Below are 19,436 nucleotides of genomic sequence, written 5' to 3'. Positions count from 1 at the left end.
CTTGTAATGGGGGCTAAGAGTGAAATGAAAGAAAAAGGGAAGGTAAAAAAATATATTATAAATGGGTTTATTGCAGTTTTAGTTATAGCAGTGATAGGCTTTGTTTATTATGAATTCTCTAAGGAGTTCACTATATTTAGAGACCCGGTTAAAATTAGAGACTTAATTCTTTCCTTTGGCAGTTACAGTATTTTAGCTTTTATTGTACTTCAGATTCTTCAGGTGGTAATTTTCTTTATTCCAGGAGAAGTAGTGCAGATAGCAGGAGGATATATTTTTGGACCGATTATAGGGGGATTGGCATCCTCCGTAGGGATTATAATTGGAAGTATGATAGGCTATTTTGTTGCAAAGATTCTTGGAAAGAAATATATCAATGGACTCATTGAAAGAAATAACTTAACTAAGCTTAAAAAAATCTTAGATGCTGGAAGCAACAATATAGCTATTTTTATTATTTATTTTATCCCAGGTATCCCTAAAGATATTCTTGTGTACGTAGCTGGCATTTCAAATGTGAGAATTATTGATTTTATCATTTATTCTTCTCTTGGAAGGCTTCCTTGGATAATAGCTTCAGCTGTATTTGGTCATGGTATTAATCAAGGTAATTATGTTACAACTATAGCCATAGCCCTTATATCAGGAACGCTATTTTTAGTAGGAATTTTAAAGGGACACAGCATTGTTGAATTTTTCCATAACATTCTTAGTGAAAAAGGAAGAAAGTCTTTGAAAAACAAAGATAATAAGAGATAATCTTGCAAAATGGCATGGATTAGTTGAATTACATATAATAGAAGATTTGATAATGAAATAATAATTCTTTATTATTAATTATAGAGGTTAGCACTCAATGAGTGAGAGTGCTAACAAGATGTAAGATAAGAAAAAATATATATTACATTAAATTTAGGAGGGTTTTATATGAGCATTAGACCACTTGGTGACAGAGTTGTTATTAAAAGAGTAGAAACAGAAGAGGTAACTAGAGGTGGAATAGTTCTAGCTGGAACATCAAAAGAAAAACCACAAGAGGCTGTAGTTATTGCTGCAGGTCCAGGAACAGCAGAGGTTAAAATGGAAGTTCAAGTTGGAGACAAGATAATATTCTCTAAATTTGCAGGAACTGAAGTTAAGGTTGACGGACAAGAATATATGATTTTAAAGCAAGATGAAATACTTGCTGTTATAGAATAAGGGAGGTAGACATTTATGGCTAAGAAAATATTATTCGGTGAAGAATCAAGAAGAGCTATGCAAAGAGGTGTAGACGTTCTTGCTGATACAGTAAAAGTTACTTTAGGACCAAAAGGAAGAAATGTAGTATTAGATAAAAAATTTGGATCACCATTAATAACAAATGATGGTGTTACTATAGCAAGAGAAATAGAGCTTGAGGATGCTTATGAAAACATGGGAGCTCAGCTTGTTAAAGAAGTTGCAAACAAAACTAATGACGTAGCAGGAGATGGAACTACAACTGCAACAGTTCTTGCTCAAGCAATAATAAGAGAAGGACTTAAGAACGTTACAGCGGGTTCAAATCCAATGTTAATAAGAAATGGTATCAGAGTAGCTGTAGATAAAGCAGTAGAAGAAATAAAGAAATGCTCTAAAGAAGTTGATGGAAAAGAAGATATCGCTAGAGTTGCAGCTATTTCTGCAGCAGACGAAGAAATTGGTGCATTAATTGCAACAGCTATGGAGAAGGTTGGTAACGAAGGGGTTATCACTGTTGAAGAATCAAAAACTATGGGAACTGAACTTGAAGTTGTTGAAGGAATGCAGTTCGACAGAGGATACTTAAGTGCCTACATGGTAACTGACACAGATAAGATGGAAGCTGTTTTAGAAAACCCATACATTTTAATTACAGATAAGAAAGTAACTAACATCCAAGAGTTACTTCCAATATTAGAGCAAATCGTTCAACAAGGTAAGAAGTTATTAATAATAGCTGAAGATGTTGAAGGTGAAGCTATAGCTACACTAGTAGTTAACAAGTTAAGAGGAACCTTCACTTGTGTTGCTGTTAAAGCTCCAGGTTTTGGAGACAGAAGAAAAGAAATGTTACAAGACATCGCTGTTTTAACAGGTGGTACTGTAATATCTGAAGAATTAGGCTATGACATTAAGGATGCTACTATAGAAATGCTTGGAAGATGTGATAGCGTTAAGGTTTCCAAAGACGTTACTGTTATCGTAAACGGTAAAGGTTACAAAGAAGACATTGCTTCAAGAGTAAATCAAATTAAAAAACAAATGGAAGATACAACTTCTGATTTTGATAGAGAAAAATTAAATGAAAGACTTGCTAAGCTTGCTGGTGGAGTTGCAGTTATCAAAGTTGGAGCTGCTACAGAAACAGAACTTAAAGAGAGAAAGTTAAGAATAGAAGATGCTCTTGCTGCAACAAAAGCTGCAGTTGAAGAAGGAATCGTTGCAGGAGGTGGAACTGCATACATTAATGCTATCCCAGCAGTTGCAGAGTTAACTTCTGACGTTCCAGAGATTCAAGTTGGTATAAATATCATAAGAAGAGCTCTTGAAGAGCCACTAAGACAAATAGTTACAAATGCTGGAGAAGAAGCTTCAGTAGTAGTTGAAAAGGTAAGAACTTCTGGTGTTGAAATTGGATATGATGCTCTAAGAGATAAATATGTTGATATGATTAAAGTTGGTATCGTTGACCCAACTAAGGTTACAAGAAGTGCTCTTCAAAATGCAGCTTCTGTAGCTTCAACATTCCTTACAACAGAAGCCGCAGTAGTAGACATTCCAGAAAAGAATCCAGCGCCAATGGCAGGAGCTCCAGGAATGGGAATGGACGGAATGTACTAATAAATTAAGAATTAAAAACTTAGAATTTACGAGGAAGTTTCTTTGAAATTCCTTTGAATGAAAGAGGTTTAAAAGCTTTGCTTTTAAACCTTTTTTATTTAATGGAAGTTATGTTTTTAGCGTTTTATTATCTTCGAGGATGTATTCAAATTTATAGTATTTTTATAAAGTTAGAATTGTATTGCAAGTAAGTTGGAAAGAGTAAGATAAGTATACGTTTATATTTGTATTGTAGAAATAAACAAACATGTAGGAATAAATAAGGTTAAGAGAAACATGTGGAATAAAAAGGATGAAAAATAATAAAAAATATAGAAAAATAGTGAAAAAAATATAGAAAAATCACCCAAAACATGGTATATTTAATTATGTAATTATATAGGTTATATAAAGTTAAAAGCAAATACAAAAAAATTTTGTAAGAATTAAAGAAACTATGAAGAAACCTCCAGTATTTGGGTACCTTGGAGTTTTGGAGTTAATGGTACAACCGACTAAATTCTAGAATTTAGTCATTTTTTATATCAATATACATACATTTTTTTGAATAAATTATAAATAAAGGAATAGATATGAGTTTAATAATATTTATATACGGTATAGTAATAGGGAGTTTTTTAAACGTTTGCATATACAGAATACCTAATGAGGAGTCTATAGTTTTACCACCTTCACATTGTGGAAGTTGTAATCATAGACTTGGATGGTTAGATCTAGTGCCAGTATTAAGTTACGTATTCCTTAAGGGAAAATGCAGATACTGTGGGCAGAAGATTTCATTGAGATATCCTGGGGTTGAGGTGTTAACCGGACTGCTTTGGTTTGGAATATATCTTAGATATGGACTGACCTTTGAATTCTTTAAATATGGGGTTTTAACTTTATTTTTGATAGTTATTGCTCTTATTGATTATGATACAACGGATGTTTATTCCTGTGTTGTGTATCCAGGGATTGCTGCGGGAATAATATTCGCAATATTGGAAAGAATCATATATTCAGGAAGTTTAATTAATTATGTTGTAGCAGCGCTCATAGGGCTTTTTATAATTGGAGGAATATATATTTTAACAGGAGGCTTTGGAGCAGGAGACATTGAAATTGCGGTACTGTGTGGAGTGTTCCTTGGATGGAAGCTTGAAATATATTTTATTCTTATATCTTTTATTATAGGAGGAGCTATAGGGATTACATTGATTCTTATGAAGAAAAAGTCAAAAACTGATTATATGCCGTTAGGACCAAGCTTAGCAATAGGAGCTTATGTAGCTTTATTAATGGGAGAAACACTGATATTGAAATTAACAGGATTAGGTTAAATAAATAGAAAAATAAACGGAAATGGGGGGAAGAAAATGGCTAGAAATAACGTTAGATTAGGTGATTTGTTAGTTAAAGCTAATAAAATAACTAGGACTCAGTTAAATGAAGTTTTAGAAATGCAAAAGGTGAAAAAGAAAAAGCTTGGTCAGCTTATAGTAGATGAGGGTATATTATCTGAAATAGAAATTATAGAGGTTCTTAAAGAACAGCTTGGAATTGATATGGTTACCTTAAGTGCCATTGATATAGATACTAGAGCAGTTAGTTTGGTAAGTGAAACTCTATGCAAAAAGTATGATATATTTCCTTTCTATGTAGAGGACGGACTTATTAAAGTTGCAGTTTCAGATCCATTAAATATCTTTGCTATAGATGATGTTGAGATTAATACAGGCAGAAGAGTAAAAGCTTATATAGCTACAAGTGATGAAATAAGAAATGCAACTGACAGATATTACTCTGGAAGAAGTGTTGAAAATGCTATAAATGAGATTAATAAGACTGTAGCAGTTACAAGTATCAAGGCTGATGATATTGATAAGATGGACGATGTTAAAAACGCTCCAACTGTAAAATTAGTAGATTCACTTCTTAAAAATGCAGTTGAGCAAAGAGCTTCAGATATTCACATTGAGCCTTATGAAAAGTTTATAAGAGTTCGCTTCAGAGTTGATGGAGTATTAAATGAAATTTCAACCTTAAGTATAGATGTTTTATCGGGAATTGTTACTAGAATTAAGATTCTTGCAGACCTTAATATAGCTGAGAGAAGAGTGCCACAAGATGGAAGAATTGTTACTAACATAAACAATAAAAATGTGGACATGCGTGTATCTATACTTCCACTTATAACTGGTGAAAAGGTAGTTATAAGAATACTTGATAGAAGTAACTATAAGGTTGGCAGAGAAAGACTGGGAATGAGTAAAGAGGATTTAGGAAAGCTGGATGATATTATTTCAGCACCTCATGGAATTATTCTTGTAACAGGTCCAACGGGAAGTGGTAAATCCACAACTCTTTATACAGTTTTAAGTGAACTAAATGATAATGAAAAGAACATTGTAACTGTTGAGGATCCAGTTGAGTATTCCTTAGAAGGAATAAATCAAATTAACGTAAACAGCAAAGTAGGACTAACCTTTGCCAGTGGTCTTCGTTCAATATTAAGACAAGACCCTGACATAGTAATGATAGGAGAGATGAGAGATAGTGAAACTGCTGAAATAGGAATCAGAGCCGCTATCACTGGTCACTTAGTTTTAAGCACGCTGCACACTAATGATGCACCGTCATCAGTAATGAGACTTGTGGATATGGGTGTAGAGCCATTCATGGTTGCAACAGCTTTAAAGGGTGTTATAGCTCAAAGACTTGTGAGAAGAATTTGTCCACACTGTAAGGAAGCTATTCCAGCAGATGTTGCTGAAAGAAGGCTCCTTGGAGTAAGTGAAAATGAAGAAGCAGTTCACTATAAAGGAAAAGGCTGTGCAGCATGTAATCATACAGGTTATGCTGGAAGAATGGGTGTTTATGAAATAATGAACATCGATAGAGATTTAAAGGATTTAATTTTAAAAACCAGTAACTCTGATGAGGTAAAGGACTTAGCAATTAAAAAAGGTATGAAGACTTTAGCCATGAGTGCTAAAGAGTTAGTTTTAAGTGGACAAACTACTATAGAGGAAATGATGAAGATAATCTTCGCAGATAACTTATAAAGGGGGAGGATAGCCTATGGCAGAGTTTAGGTATAAAGCCATAAACCCTAAGGGTGAAATTATTAAAGGAATCCATAAAGCTAAAACAAGAGATGAAGTACTAGGAGTTATAACTGCTAATGGATATTCACCACTTGCAATAGAAGAAGTAACAGGAAGTAAGGATATTGTCCTTGGAAGTAAGAAAATAAACACAAAGGATATATCAATCTTTTGTAGACAGCTTGCAACCATGCTTGAAGCTGGAGTTTCGATAACTTATTCCATTGGAATTTTAGCAGATCAGATTCCAAACAAGAAATTAAAAAATATCCTAACAAAGGTTAATGAAGATATAAGAAAAGGTGAAGAGCTTTCAACAGCCATGGCAAAATATGAGGATGAATTTCCAAAGCTTTTAATCAGCATGGTTCAAGTTGGAGAAAGTAGTGGAACCTTAGATTCAATAATGAATAGAATGGCAGTTTATTATGAAAACCAAACAAAGATGAATGGAAAAATTAAAAATGCCATGATTTATCCAATAATTCTAGGAGTTGTAACGGTGGCGATAGTAAGTTTCATATTAATTTACTTAATGCCAATGTTCGTTGATATGTTTGAATCATCTGAATCAGCTTTACCAGCTGTAACACAAGCTATTCTTGTGTTATCAGAATTCCTAAAGAATAACTTCTTTGCAATCTTTGGAGTAACAGCAATAGCAGTTATAGCCTTAAGATACTACATAACTAGAGTTGACACAGGAATTTACATGTATAGCATCTTCCAGTTAAAATACTCACCCTTTAAAGACTTAAATGGAAAAACAGTAGTATCAAGATTTGCAAGAGGACTATCAACGGTCCTTGGAGCAGGATTATCCTTAACCAGCTCACTAGACATCATCTCTGGAGTAGTTGGAAACAACTTTGCGCAATCAAAGCTGAAAACTGTTAAAGAAAAAATGCTCATTGGTGAATCCTTATCAGAAACCATAAGAGAAGCTGATATATTTCCACCAATGCTTGCGTCAATGATAAAAATTGGTGAGGAATCAGGAGACATGGATGGAATCCTAGAAAAAACAGCCAACTTCTACGACGAAGAGTTGGAAAGAGCCATCGCAAACTTCACAGCAATCCTAGAACCAATCATGATTGTAATCATGGGAGTAATTGTAGGATTCTTAGTAATTGCAATACTATCACCAATGTTTGGAATGTATGAAACAATGATGTAGGAATTCAATTAACAAAGGTCTTTACGGGAAACCGTTTAGGATAAATAAAAAAATTAGAATACATAGGGGGTCTTTTAAAATGATTAAAAGAGCAAATCAAAAAAAGAAAAAAGGATTTTCATTAATCGAACTTATTATTGTACTTGCAGTAATGGCTATTATAGCGTTAATAGCTATACCTAATTTTACAGCTGTTAGAGATAATTCTAAATTAAAAGCAGATAAGCAAAGTTGTGAAACCATTAAGCGAACTGTTTTAATGTTAACAGCGGATGATACATTAAAAGGTAAAGGTACACTTGCTGTAACTTTCACAGGAACTCCAGAAAAAGCAACTGTAGCAGAGAATGCAGATATTACAGGTGAAGATAAACTTACGACTGCTTTAGCAGAAGTAAAAAAGCCACAAGCAAATAAAAAATCAGTAACAACGGCTGGCGATGAGGAAACAACAACTACTAATGCTTTAGTAGGATATACTATTGTAATTTCAGATACAGGTGATGTAACAGTATCTACTAATTAACTTCTAGCAGTAGATCTAAGTAGCATCTCTATTGATGTGAAAAAATGTAAAAGTAAAGCCCCAAGGGCACAAAATGTTAGGGACTAGCCTAAGTTTTCCCACGTTAGTGCCTTTGGGGTTCTTAATTTATTGAAATTTAGTTGGGAAATACTTTGCCACAACTTTACGAAAAAATGTGGCAAAGTAATATTTATAAATTAGAAGATGATTTTAAATTTGTGGCAAAGCATTGTTATAGAAGTTTGCCACAGAGTTTTCCACAAAGTTTGCCACAGGTGTAAAGCTAGTAAATACAATGGGTTAAGGATATTTGTGGAGGATGTTTCCTTAAAATCACATTAAGTTATACAAAAGTGGTAGGCAGTAGATAAAAGGATGTAAGCTACTATATTTTATAAATATATGTGAAATTAGTGCTTTTCCACAGAGTTTGCCACACACAAGAATTTTAGTAATTTAATATACCTATTAGGGTGTTTAAATATTATAAGGTCACTAAATATACATTTAGAAATAATAATCAATGGGAGACTTAACATGAGAAAAAATAAAAGATTAGGTAAAAATGGTTTTAGCTTAATTGAACTAATAATTGTACTGGCTGTAATGGCAATTATTACTTTGATAGCTATACCTGATTTTACAGCAGTAAGAGATAGTTCAAGAAATAAAGCTGATAAGCAGAGTATGGAAGTTATAAATAGGATATTATTAGTGGCAGAGACTGAAATTGAATTGCCTAGAAATGCTGTTATTGATATGCATTATAAAGAAGATGATAAGTTATATTTTCAATGTACTGAAGGGGTATCAGATGATGTTCAAAATTATCTATTAGATCAATTTATAGAAGTTAAAAGACCACAAGGAAAGTCTACTGCATTTATTAAAGAAGAAAATGAAAAAGCGACCTCATATCATATTTATATAGATTCTGATGGGAATATAGCAGTTGATACATTTAAGTCTGAGATAAATCAAGATTAACATCAATTATAGTAAAGTTCAAAATAAAATTTTAATAGTTATAGGCGGTTACAATTGTAAGCATAAGCATTATTTTAAGAGATATAAGAAATGTAAATATGATTAATAATGAATAACAAAACAAGAGTTAAGGTGATTTATGAAAGAAGTGAAATATAAATTTAAAAGCAAAGGTTTTTCATTAATAGAATTAGTAATAGTTTTAGCGGTAATGGCTATTCTTGCATTAATTGCTATACCAAGCTTAAATGGCGTTAGGGAAAATTCAAAGATTAAGGCTGATAAATTAAGCTGTGAAAGCATTAAGAAAAGTTTATCAATACTGGTTTTAGATGAAATAATCAAAGTTGATAAATCTAGTAATAGTATAGTTCTTAATTTTGATAATAATAAAAATCTAAAAAATATAATTATACAAGGAGTAATAGGCGGAGAAACTTTAAATGAAATTGATGCTGAAGTAATTTTGAAAAGTGCATTCTCCAATGTAAAAGCACCACAAGCGAATGTTCAAATATTAGATGATGGTAGCTTGGGGGATACTGGCGTTATAGATAAATATCATATCTGGATAGAACAAAGTGGGGACATAAAAGTATTAACATTAATAAAGAAAGAAGTATTTTAAAGATGAATATAAATCATGTCAAATAAATATTTGATGTGAGTTTTAATAAATAAAAAATAAAATTACATTTTGAAATAAAGACTGCATATTTAATTTACGAAGGGAAGTGTAAGCTTTGGGATTATTTAAAAAGGGGACTGTGGTTGAAGAACCTATAAAAAGCAAGGATATAGACACGGAAGAGTTTCAAAGAGTTACTTTAGAGCCAAAGAAGGAGTCTATTTGGACTAAGGAGATAACGTTTAAGAAGAGTTCAAAGGGAAGAAAAGAAGAGAAGGCTGAGAAGCCAACAAGTGTTAAGTTAGTTGGTATTGATATTGGGACAAGTTATATTAAGGTAGTTGAAGGTAAGGTTAAGGGTGGAAAGATACATATTTCAAGGATGGATAAGATTCCTTCACCAAAGGATATTTTAAGTGATGGAGTTATTGAACAGGTGGATGCTGTAACTTTAGCTATTAAGAGTCACTTAAAGAGTCATGGTATTAAAACAAAGGAGCTAGCTTTTGTTTCTTCATCTTCAACAGTAATCAGCAGGGAGCTTGTGGTGCCTTATGTTGATAAGGAGGAGGAGCTTAAGAGCTTGGTTGAGTATGAGATTCAACAGTTCCTTTGTATTAACTTGAATAACTATGAAGTTCAGTTTATGAAGATTGCGGATGTAGTGGTGGATGGAATTGAGAAGCAAAAGATTCTTGCTATTATTTATCCTAAAGGAATTATTGAATCTTATAAGGATTTAACAACAAGAATGCTTTTAAATCCTTATGCTTTAGATTTAACTAATAACGCAGTTAAAAAGGTTGCAAACTTAGCAAAGTTTTTTAATGCAGATTTATTGGATAAAGAGAAAACCAATATGTTTATTGACCTTGGAGCAAAAACAATAAATATATCTATCGTTAATCAAGGAAAACTTGACTTTATTAGAACTCTTCCTGTTGGTGGAGAAGCTATAGATATGTTTATCTCAAATAATAAAGATATTCCAATAGAAGCAGCAGAAAAGCTTAAAATGGAGCAGGTTGATGTAGGAAGAAAAAGACAATTCAATGAGATAAATGATGGAGTAGCAATGATTGTTGATGAGTGGGCTAGTGATATCAATAGAATTGTTCAATTCTATGCAAATAAGAGTAGTGGCAAGCAGATAGATTATGTTTATTTATATGGTGGAACTTCAAAGCTTAAGGGACTTGATGATTATGTTGAAAATAGACTTAGAATTCCAACAGCAAATATCTTAACAGTAGATAATCTTGAGTTTGATAAGGATTTAAAGATTACTACAGTTGAAGAGTATATAAATGCTATTGGCGCATTAATAAGATTGTAGGTGATAACATGAGAGATTTAAACTTTTTTGAAGTAACCCAGATTAAAGAAAATGATGTCTTAACTAAGAAAGCTATTGGTGGGGGCGCAGCTGTGATGGCAGTTTTAATTGGAGTAACTGCTGCAACTAATGTTATTGGAATAGCTAGTACTAAAAAAGGTATTGCAAATATTGAAGCGAAAATCAATGATACAGCCTTCCAAGAAAAATATGCAGAAAGTCAATCAGTTTCCTTGGAGAAGGATGCTTACAACAGATATAACACAGCTTTAAATGATATCTATACACTTATTGAAGATAGAAATAAATTAAATCCGAACTTTTTAGAAGAAATAAGTTTTACAATCCCTAAAGAAGTTGTATTTTCTTCAATTAACTTTAGTGGTGGAGTTGTGTCAATTAGTGCTAAGGCAACAACTAGAGAAGCTATTGCAGAGTTTCAGCACAATATAAATGAAATAGACTTTATTAAGAAATCACATATTGGTGGAATTGCATCAGATATGGGAGACACAGATGAAGTATTTTCATTTTCAATAACCTGTGAGCTAGAGGAGGCGTATTACAATGAAAGTAAGTAAAAGAGAAAAACTATTGTTAGTATTATTAGCCTTTGTAGCTATAGGAGTAATTTATTATCAGTTTATATATGTTAAGCAGGTTGCAAAGCTTGAGGAACTTAAAGCTCAGGAACAGGAAGTAAGCTTAAAGTATGAAACAATGCTGACAAAGGTTAATACTATTGAAAAAAATAAGACAGACATAAAAATTTACAGAGAAAGTATTGGTTCTAAATCAATGATGCTTTATCCAGAACTTTATCAGGAAAAGATAATTCTTGAGGTAAATGAACTTTTAAAGGAAGCTGGGATAAAGGGAAGTTTATCTTTTTCTGAAGTAATTGTAGCTCCAGTTGAGAAATATTTTGCGGATGAACAGGTCGAAAAAGTAGAAGAAACCTTAGAAAAGCCTGCTAATGAAATTAAAGGTTTAAATGGTGAAGAAGTAGCCAAAGAGGAAGGCTCATCTAGCAATAATGAGGATGTAAACAGTGGTGAAAGTTCTGAAAACGCTGAAGGTACAGAGGTTGAACAACCAGTGGCAGGAACAACAGAAACTATAGAAGGAAACATGGTTGAACAGATGAAGGTTTCAATTTCATTTACTGGAACCTATGCAAACACAACTAAGTTTATAAAGCTTGTGTCTGATTATGCAAGACTTGTGGCAATGCCAACATTATCTTTATCTGCTTCAGGAGAGGATGCTGTATCAGGATCTCTGGATTTAGAGTTTTACTCAATACCAAAGATTTCAGAGGAAGACAGTGAATACTTAAAGTGGACAATAGAAAATACATACGGAAAAGAAAACCCATTCTTAGAAGGTGGTACAGGGCTTAGCGCTTCTGCAAACAAAGAGGATGAAGGCTACGACGTAATAATGTCAGTAAAGGGAGCAAATTCAGATCTTCCAAGCGTTACCTTAGGGAAAGCTAATGATTCAACAAGAGATACCTATGTTTACTTTGATAAAAATGAAAAGGTTGATATTGATATAGAAATAACTGAAGAAGATGGTAAGTTCTATGCAAAGTATAAAACTCCAACTTCAAGTTATCCTTCAAATTATAGTGAAAAAGGGATAGAAATTAATCCAGAAGATGGCAAGATTCAAATAGCAGTATATTCTACTACAAGACTAAATGTGGAAGATAAAGTTACAGTAAATCTAAATGTAACAAGCAATGCTACAGAGAAAATGGCCATTGTAACCATCATGGATGATGACAAAACGAATCCTCGTATAAATATAAATGCAAAGGGGAAAGTGGAGTATGTTATCAAGTAAGAATTTAATGAAAAATAAAAAGAAAAAAGGCTTCTCACTGCTAGAAATAGTAGTGAGCTTAGGCCTTATTGCTTTATTTATAATACCTATGGGGAATATGGTGCTTGGGACTGTGAAGATAAATAAAGCTGCTGAGGACAAGCAGCAGGCGAGTGCGGTGCTACAGGAGACTATGGAGCAGATTAAAAGTTTAGAAGAGTTTCCTAAAGAGATAGGAAAACCAAAATCATTATCTAATGGAGCTATATTAAAATTACAGGGTGTTGATGCAGATGGTAAAACTAAGTATTTAGTTGAAAAACCTAATAATGAGTATGGTATTGATATTAGTGGTCATATTTTAGCTGAAGAAGTATTTAGTGAAACTGTTAATATACCAGGGGATGATGAGGAAGAAAATAATTCAAACAATAATATTAAAGAGGAATTTAAAAATATTCAAGTTGACGGTGTTGTATATTATGATGGAAATAAATCATATGACATAATTAACACAACAATAGGGAGTGCTATTAATAAAATAGGAAATTATATTACGACATCCAATAGTGAAAATAGTTTAAAAATAAAGGTAGGGAAAAAATTTTTATTTTGGGATTATTATTTTAATATCGATAATACTGGTGATAAAAAAAGTGATTATAATACATTCTTAGTTATAGTTGATAATTATAATGGGGATTTCACTGTTGATTTTGAATCATTTTTGGATTGGGCTGAGTATAATAGATTTACAGTGTACACATATAATGCAGGTAATAACGACAGTGATATTCTAGTGAAAAAGGCAAATAAGATAGAAGTTGAAAAAGAGAAAGTTCCAAGCGTACCTGATGGTGATGGAGAAGATGATATCATTAGTGAGAAGTTAGGTATAAACAAATACTCTATTCAACTCGAAAGTAAAAAGGATACTAAGTTATTAGATACGTTAAGTCTTGACTTTGTAAAGAAAAGTAGGACTAATGATTAAGAGTTAATTTAATTACCAGGAAGGAGGATTATAATGGGAAGGCGTAAAACTAAAGGATCATCGATGTTATTAACAATAGCCATATTTGGAATCCTAACTATTTTAGGATCATCAATGTTAGCAGTAACTACAGCTAATTATAAGATGAGAATTACAGAAAATAAAAGAGTGCAGAATTTATATTCTGCAGAAGCTGGTCTAGATATGGCATACATAGAGCTTGTTAAACAGGTAAATAAAGCTATTGAAACTGCACAAACAGTAGAGGGAGAAGCATTTCAGGATGCATATGATGAATACATAATTAATATTTTACCTAGTGAGGTAGCTGGCGAATATGATGTTGTAGGTACAGATGTTAAACCGGTTGTTTCATGTAAAGTAGAAACAAAATCAAAGAATTCAAAGTCAGTGAAGGAAGTATTGTTAATATCAACTTATGTAAAGGATGATGTTAATAGAATTGTAAGTGTTGCTTATGATATTGAGACACCTGATATAAGTTTCATTAATAAGGGTGAACTATCAGGAATAACCAAGTATTCATTAGCAACAGATAAGGATTTGTTTGTAAAGAATAGTAGTGATTTAAGTGTCAATGGAGATATATGGGTTCAAGGAACTATGCCAATAAGAAATACGGCAATTACATTAAATGAAAAATATGATGGTGGAGTTATCCTTGAAAATAGTAGGGTTAAAGTTAGTAATGATATAGCAACTGCTTCAAATGTAAAATTATTAAATAGTGAAATGAACTTCAATGTAGATACTGAAGAAAAAAATATATATGCTGAAAATATTTTTGTCGGCAAAGGAAATAATATCAAAAATATAAAAAACTCATTAGCAGGTGATAAACTTAGTGCATATTTAGCTAATGACTTGGTGATTGATAGTGAAGATGCCATTGTAACTATGGGAAATTTCTATGGATTTAATGATGTTAATACTATTGATAAAAATAATCTAGATATGATGAATGAGATGGCGCGTGGCTCAAGTTCAATAATAATAAATTCAATGGAATGGCCAAAAGATAATGCCAAAATTGATATTAGAACATCTGCATATATCATGGGAGCAGCTTATATTAACACTTCAACTCCATACCAAACTGGAGAGTCAGTAGCATTAAAGGGAAATTATGAAGCATACACTGCACCTGTAAATGGAAATTATAATGAGTCTCAGTATGAATATTTTGATCCATTAGTTCTAATTACAAAGAAGTTAGTTGAAAAGAAAGATGCTAATGGTAATGTAGTTAAAGATGAAAAAGGAAATACAGTATATGAGTATAAAGAAATGGATATTAGTGATAAAAAAGAGCATTTCATTGATTATGCTGAAGATGAATTTAATGCAAGTATAAGAAAAAGTAATATAAGTTTCCCAAAGGAAACTTATACAGCTGGTGCCTTTATATCAAAAGGTGAGATTAAATCCTATGATATAGGTGATAAGATTACTGAAATAGCGAAGTTTAAAAATGACTATGTTAAAGAAGTATATTATATGGGAAAAGAAAAAGAAGACGCAATCTATGGAGATGACGAATTTAATAGAAAAATTATAGAGTATAAGGATGAGGCAAAGAAAATACCTCTATATACTGTTGAAGGTCAGATAAATTGGACAAATGTAGATAAAATTATTGCTGATAATAGTAATAAGAATAAGTTTAGAATATTTACAGTCAGTCAGGGGAAAAAAGATTTGACTGTTATACTAAATAGCGATGAGAGATCCACAATTGAAATAACTAAGCAAGGTAACGGTGGAAATGTAAGTGTTAAAATAGGTGGACAAGTTGGGAATAACTCGTTGAAAAGTACTGATAATATGCTAATAGTTACTAAAGGTGAGGTTGTTTGCAGAGATTTATATGAATTAAATGCAACTATTTTTTCGCAAGGTGAAATTAATATTGAAAATTGTAGTGGAAATATTGGAGCTAAGTATAGTCTAAAAGACTGGTTAAAAGATGAAATAATAAAATTAATATTTAGCACAAGCTCAGAAGTAGACACAGAGGTAAATATGACGGTGCAAGATTTAATTACTAGAGGAAAATGGACATTAGTAAAATAAAGAATAAGGGTAGTGATGCCATGGATAAGGGTAAAAGAAAAAATGGAATTACATTAATTGAACTTATAATAACTCTAGGACTAATAGGAGTAATTACTGCTTTAGTATTTTCATTTTTCTTTTCTAATAAAAGGACTTTGGACAAGGTTGAAGTTAAAGCTGATTTGCAGTATGAGGCAAAAGAGGTTATGAATAAAATATCTAAATATGCAATGGAAGCTACAGAAGCAAAATATCAACAAGGGGATTCAACATTAAGGTTCGCTACAGTAGAGGACGGAGATATTGTATTTACAGTTAAGGGTGGAGAATCAAATTTTAATGAACAAGGTAGAGTTATTATTACAGGGAAGGAAATTTTATTTGGAGATGGAAGTGGAGATGACAAGATTTTAAGTGAGAATCTTAAGAATATAACTGTGTATGGAGATAAGAAAAAAAATATCACAGTTGAACTTGTTTTGGAGAAGAAAGACATATCATATTCTGTAAAAGATAGCTTTTTATTTAGAAATAGTAAACAGTAAGATATGTAATCTTTAATTAAGGAGGGGGATAGTGAATGAAGAAGCTTTTTAAGAATAAAAGAGTTCTTATAGGAGTTGTTGCATCTATGTTTATAATGGCTATAGGAGCTACAGCATATAGTGCTAATGCAGCTATGGCAAGTGAACCTTCATTTGATGTTAGTATGTCAGTTAACCCAAATCCGGTTGTAGTAGGTAATACAGTTACTGTTAATGGTAAAATTACACCTCATCCATTTGAACTTCAAGACTTACCTAAAGAAATTGTATTAGTGTTAGATACATCAGGAAGTATGGGAGATAAAATAGATGCAGATTGTACTAATGTGCCAGTTGGGACAAGATGTATAGAACATGATAATAAGAGAAAGCATAAGGATACTAAAATGAATGCATTAAAAAATGCAGCATATAAATTCATTGATAAAATGGAAAAAGTGCCAAATTTAAATATTGGGATTGTAAGTTTTTCAAGCGGTGCAAGCATTAAGAATATAAATGGAAGTAAGTTAATTGAAGCTAGTAATGTGGATGGGTTAAAAAGTATAGTTAGAAGCTTAGAGGCTGGTGGTGGAACCAATACTGGTGAGGGGCTAAGGAGAGCAGCCTACTTATTAACCAATAGTAGTGATACAAACCCTAAAGCTAATAAAACTGTTATATTGATGAGTGATGGTATTCCTACTTATTACACGAGGACTGATTACAATAATAATTACTATATGGATATAGGGCAGGAGAGCGGAGGTAGAAGTTACAATAGTGGAGATGGTTCCGATGATACCTATGATTTAAGAGATTTAGGGTATGCAAAGTCTGTAGCTGATATTATAAAAAATAAAGGATACAATGGATTTAGCATAGGTTATGGACTTGATTCTACAGGAGAAGGTAGAATTACTCAAATTCATAATTCATTAAGTAATGATGTTACAAATTTATTTCTAACTAGTGATGGAGCAATAGATTCTGTATTTAATAAAATTGCTGATAAAATTTTAGACTCATATCCCGTTACAAATATTCAGTTTGATACAAAAATTTCTACTGATTTTGAGATTGAATACGAGGGTAATAAAATTCCAATACCAGATATAACATATATTAAAGAGATGGACACAAATATATATAGGGCAGAACCAGTTGAGTTTACTTTCCAAATGAAGTGCAATAAAGTTGGAGAAGTTGATATATTTAATGGTTCTAAAATAGAGTATATGTTTAATAATAAACCAGGATTCATAACTGTGGAGCCTATAAAAGTTGTGGTTGGTGAAGATAAAAATATACCTATTACAATACAGGTTTCGGATTCTTCAGGAGATATAAATGATAGGTATAATACAAAGGATCAATCTCCCGCTGGAATAGAGTATAACAAAGAGATATTAAATGGTGTTACAAACCAGGAATATAGGTTATTTGGAAGCGCTAAAGCAAATATTAAGTTGGACACAACTAAGGAAACTATAGATTTGTTGCAATATCAATTTGTAAATACAACAGAAAATATTGATTCTATCAATATTGATGAAGCAGCATGGAAGAATATAGATTTAACTATGGATACCATAAATGAAGATGTTGATGTTGAGAATCAAGGTAATTTAACTCAAAGGGAATATAATGTTTCTGATTTACCAGCACTTTCAGACGATAAAGTTTGGTCAGATAGAAATAAGGTATTTGGAACACCATTGGATGGTATATATACAAAGTCAACAAGAGTTGCAACCACACCAAATGAATATGGAGAATGGATAGATTATATTAATAATGGGGTTGTAAAAAAGAGGTGGAGAACTAAAACACTTTTCATGAATCAGATGACAATTGCATCTGTAAATGGAAATGATTATAAGGAAGCATCTAAGTTCTGGGGATATTACAGTCCAGAAAAAACAGGATGGTATCAATTTGCGTTAACTTCAGATGATGGTTCAGCAGGCTGGTTAACAGTCGGAGGAAAAACAATCGAGATAGCAAATTCTTTTAAACCTCAAGGCTCAATTACTACGACAAGTGGTAAAAAAATATATCTAGAGGCAGGCAAGTATTATCCGTTACACCTAGAGTATTTTAACTGGGGTGGTGGGGCTGAATTTAGAATGCAATATAAGTTTGTGTCTGGGGAAGCAGGCAAGGAACCAACTTACGGATGGCAAAGTTATTGGACTAATATAGATGGAACCACATTATATCCATCTAAGAGTAATGAACCAGGGGAATCTGCTACAAATGTATTTAATGGAGCTAAGGGGGTAGCATTCCCAGAAGAAGCCGGAAGGTATTATATTGCATATAAATGTGGCAATAATGGAGTAATATTGAAATCAGGAATATATGGACCGTTTAATATTAATGAAAAGATAAATGTAGAACGTTCAATTTCTATCAATGAAGCTATAGTAAGTGAGGAATTTGAATTTAAATATAGTATTATACCAACAGAGATTAATGTAAATGATATATATAAATCTGGTTCTGCATCTCCACAAGAGAATATCTATATAAAAAACTTTACAATAACAGATGTAATTCCGAGTGGATTAGATATTAAAGAAGTAGCTTCTAATGAAGTTATTTTCGCTCAGAATGAAGATGTTGTTACAAAGGATAAGAATATAAAAATCGAACTTAAACAACCGATAATATATAATTTAAATAGAGAGAGAAATGTATATGAAGCTGATAGAATTGATGTAGCATTAAAGGTATCAGGTAAAATGCCGGGTACATATACTCTTCAAGATATTAATTGTTTCTATAATTATAATGATATAACTTTAAAGTTAGAAGAAGCTTCTACGATATATTTTCAAGGGAAAGGAAAAGAAAACCTTACGATAAATGTTATTGGTGGAAGTAAGATTTTAAATCATGGTATCTATTTAGGGGATAGTGAAAACTTACTTAAATCCAGTGAAGGTTCATCCTCAATAAAGATATCAAACGATATGAAGTTAAATATTGGAGTAGTTGTTGAAGTGAATCATAAGGATACAAAGGTTAGAATCATAAGTGATAGAGAAGATATAAACATGCAAAACATTAATGTTAAAATGTATAGATTGAGCGATGAAAATATCTTAAGTGAAGTATCAAATGATTTATTCGAGGTAACTGAATCCTATATTAATTTTAAGCAGGGATCAGAAGGTAAGTATATATTCATTTATGAATATGAGCCTAAAGGTAATCAATATAACACTATTGAAATGACTGCTGAAATTATAGGCTATGATAGCAGTAAAAATTTAAAATTAATTATTGGAGAAAATGGTATACCAAACCTATTCTAGTCTCAAAAACTTATTGCTTTACTTAAAGCAGTAAGCTTTCATTTATATAATGCAAGAGAAATTTGCATCTTAATGTATATTCACAATATACAATTGGAAATG

General features: G+C 32.0%; 16 protein-coding genes and 1 riboswitch. All 16 genes read left to right on the top strand.

Features of this window, described 5'->3' with window-relative positions; translation table 11 throughout:
- Nucleotides 1-24 precede the first annotated feature (24 nt).
- Nucleotides 25-759 (top strand): TVP38/TMEM64 family protein, encoded by a 735-nt coding sequence (locus BN1075_RS08320; protein ID WP_042387104.1) that lies wholly within the window; start codon nucleotides 25-27, stop codon nucleotides 757-759.
- Nucleotides 760-927: 168 nt separating this feature from the next.
- Nucleotides 928-1,200 carry a co-chaperone GroES gene (locus BN1075_RS08315; RefSeq protein ID WP_040192661.1) on the top strand — a complete coding sequence of 91 codons (273 nt, stop codon included), beginning with the start codon at nucleotides 928-930 and terminating at the stop codon, nucleotides 1,198-1,200.
- Between the two features lie 15 nt (nucleotides 1,201-1,215).
- Nucleotides 1,216-2,844 carry a chaperonin GroEL gene (gene groL / locus BN1075_RS08310; protein WP_040192660.1) on the top strand — a complete coding sequence of 543 codons (1,629 nt, stop codon included), beginning with the start codon at nucleotides 1,216-1,218 and terminating at the stop codon, nucleotides 2,842-2,844.
- Between the two features lie 420 nt (nucleotides 2,845-3,264).
- A riboswitch (cyclic di-GMP riboswitch) is annotated at nucleotides 3,265-3,348 on the top strand.
- 68 nt (nucleotides 3,349-3,416) lie between these two features.
- On the top strand, nucleotides 3,417-4,163 hold the full coding sequence (locus BN1075_RS08305; RefSeq protein ID WP_040192659.1) for a prepilin peptidase: 747 nt from the start codon (nucleotides 3,417-3,419) through the stop codon (nucleotides 4,161-4,163).
- 36 nt (nucleotides 4,164-4,199) lie between these two features.
- Nucleotides 4,200-5,888, top strand: a complete 1,689-nt coding sequence (locus BN1075_RS08300; protein WP_040192658.1) for a GspE/PulE family protein — start codon at nucleotides 4,200-4,202, stop codon at nucleotides 5,886-5,888.
- A 16-nt stretch (nucleotides 5,889-5,904) separates the two neighbouring features.
- Nucleotides 5,905-7,110: a type II secretion system F family protein gene (locus tag BN1075_RS08295; RefSeq protein ID WP_040192657.1), complete on the top strand. Its 1,206-nt coding sequence runs from the start codon at nucleotides 5,905-5,907 to the stop codon at nucleotides 7,108-7,110.
- Nucleotides 7,111-7,189: 79 nt separating this feature from the next.
- A complete protein-coding gene (locus BN1075_RS08290; protein WP_040192656.1) occupies nucleotides 7,190-7,636 on the top strand; it encodes a type II secretion system protein in 447 nt (148 codons plus the stop codon).
- A gap of 537 nt (nucleotides 7,637-8,173) precedes the next feature.
- Entirely contained in the window at nucleotides 8,174-8,623 is a 450-nt protein-coding gene (locus tag BN1075_RS20730) for a type II secretion system protein (RefSeq protein WP_052406472.1), read from the top strand.
- 139 nt (nucleotides 8,624-8,762) lie between these two features.
- Nucleotides 8,763-9,251 (top strand): type II secretion system protein, encoded by a 489-nt coding sequence (locus BN1075_RS20725; RefSeq protein WP_052406471.1) that lies wholly within the window; start codon nucleotides 8,763-8,765, stop codon nucleotides 9,249-9,251.
- Nucleotides 9,252-9,366: 115 nt separating this feature from the next.
- Nucleotides 9,367-10,587, top strand: a complete 1,221-nt coding sequence (gene pilM, locus BN1075_RS08275; RefSeq protein WP_040192655.1) for a type IV pilus assembly protein PilM — start codon at nucleotides 9,367-9,369, stop codon at nucleotides 10,585-10,587.
- 8 nt (nucleotides 10,588-10,595) lie between these two features.
- Nucleotides 10,596-11,168, top strand: coding sequence for a PilN domain-containing protein (locus BN1075_RS08270; RefSeq protein ID WP_040192654.1), 573 nt, complete (start codon nucleotides 10,596-10,598; stop codon nucleotides 11,166-11,168).
- The gene (locus BN1075_RS08265) at nucleotides 11,155-12,438 is read left to right on the top strand and encodes a hypothetical protein (RefSeq protein ID WP_040192653.1); all 1,284 of its coding nucleotides are present in this window, start codon (nucleotides 11,155-11,157) and stop codon (nucleotides 12,436-12,438) included. Before BN1075_RS08270 ends, BN1075_RS08265 begins: the two co-directional genes overlap by 14 nt.
- The gene (locus tag BN1075_RS08260; protein WP_040192652.1) at nucleotides 12,425-13,411 is read left to right on the top strand and encodes a type IV pilus modification PilV family protein; all 987 of its coding nucleotides are present in this window, start codon (nucleotides 12,425-12,427) and stop codon (nucleotides 13,409-13,411) included. The genes BN1075_RS08265 and BN1075_RS08260 overlap by 14 nt, the downstream gene beginning before the upstream one ends.
- Before the next feature lie 33 nt (nucleotides 13,412-13,444).
- Nucleotides 13,445-15,505, top strand: a complete 2,061-nt coding sequence (locus BN1075_RS08255) for a hypothetical protein (RefSeq protein ID WP_040192650.1) — start codon at nucleotides 13,445-13,447, stop codon at nucleotides 15,503-15,505.
- A complete protein-coding gene (locus BN1075_RS20720; protein ID WP_052406470.1) occupies nucleotides 15,487-16,032 on the top strand; it encodes a type II secretion system protein in 546 nt (181 codons plus the stop codon). Before BN1075_RS08255 ends, BN1075_RS20720 begins: the two co-directional genes overlap by 19 nt.
- Nucleotides 16,033-16,067: 35 nt before the next feature.
- A complete protein-coding gene (locus BN1075_RS08245; RefSeq protein WP_040192649.1) occupies nucleotides 16,068-19,334 on the top strand; it encodes a VWA domain-containing protein in 3,267 nt (1,088 codons plus the stop codon).
- The last annotated feature ends 102 nt before the right edge of the window (nucleotides 19,335-19,436 follow it).

This window comes from Clostridium culturomicium (assembly GCF_000821305.1).
GTDB lineage: Bacteria > Bacillota > Clostridia > Clostridiales > Clostridiaceae > Clostridium_J > Clostridium_J culturomicium.
This window is presented reverse-complemented; position numbering and strand designations above follow the sequence as displayed.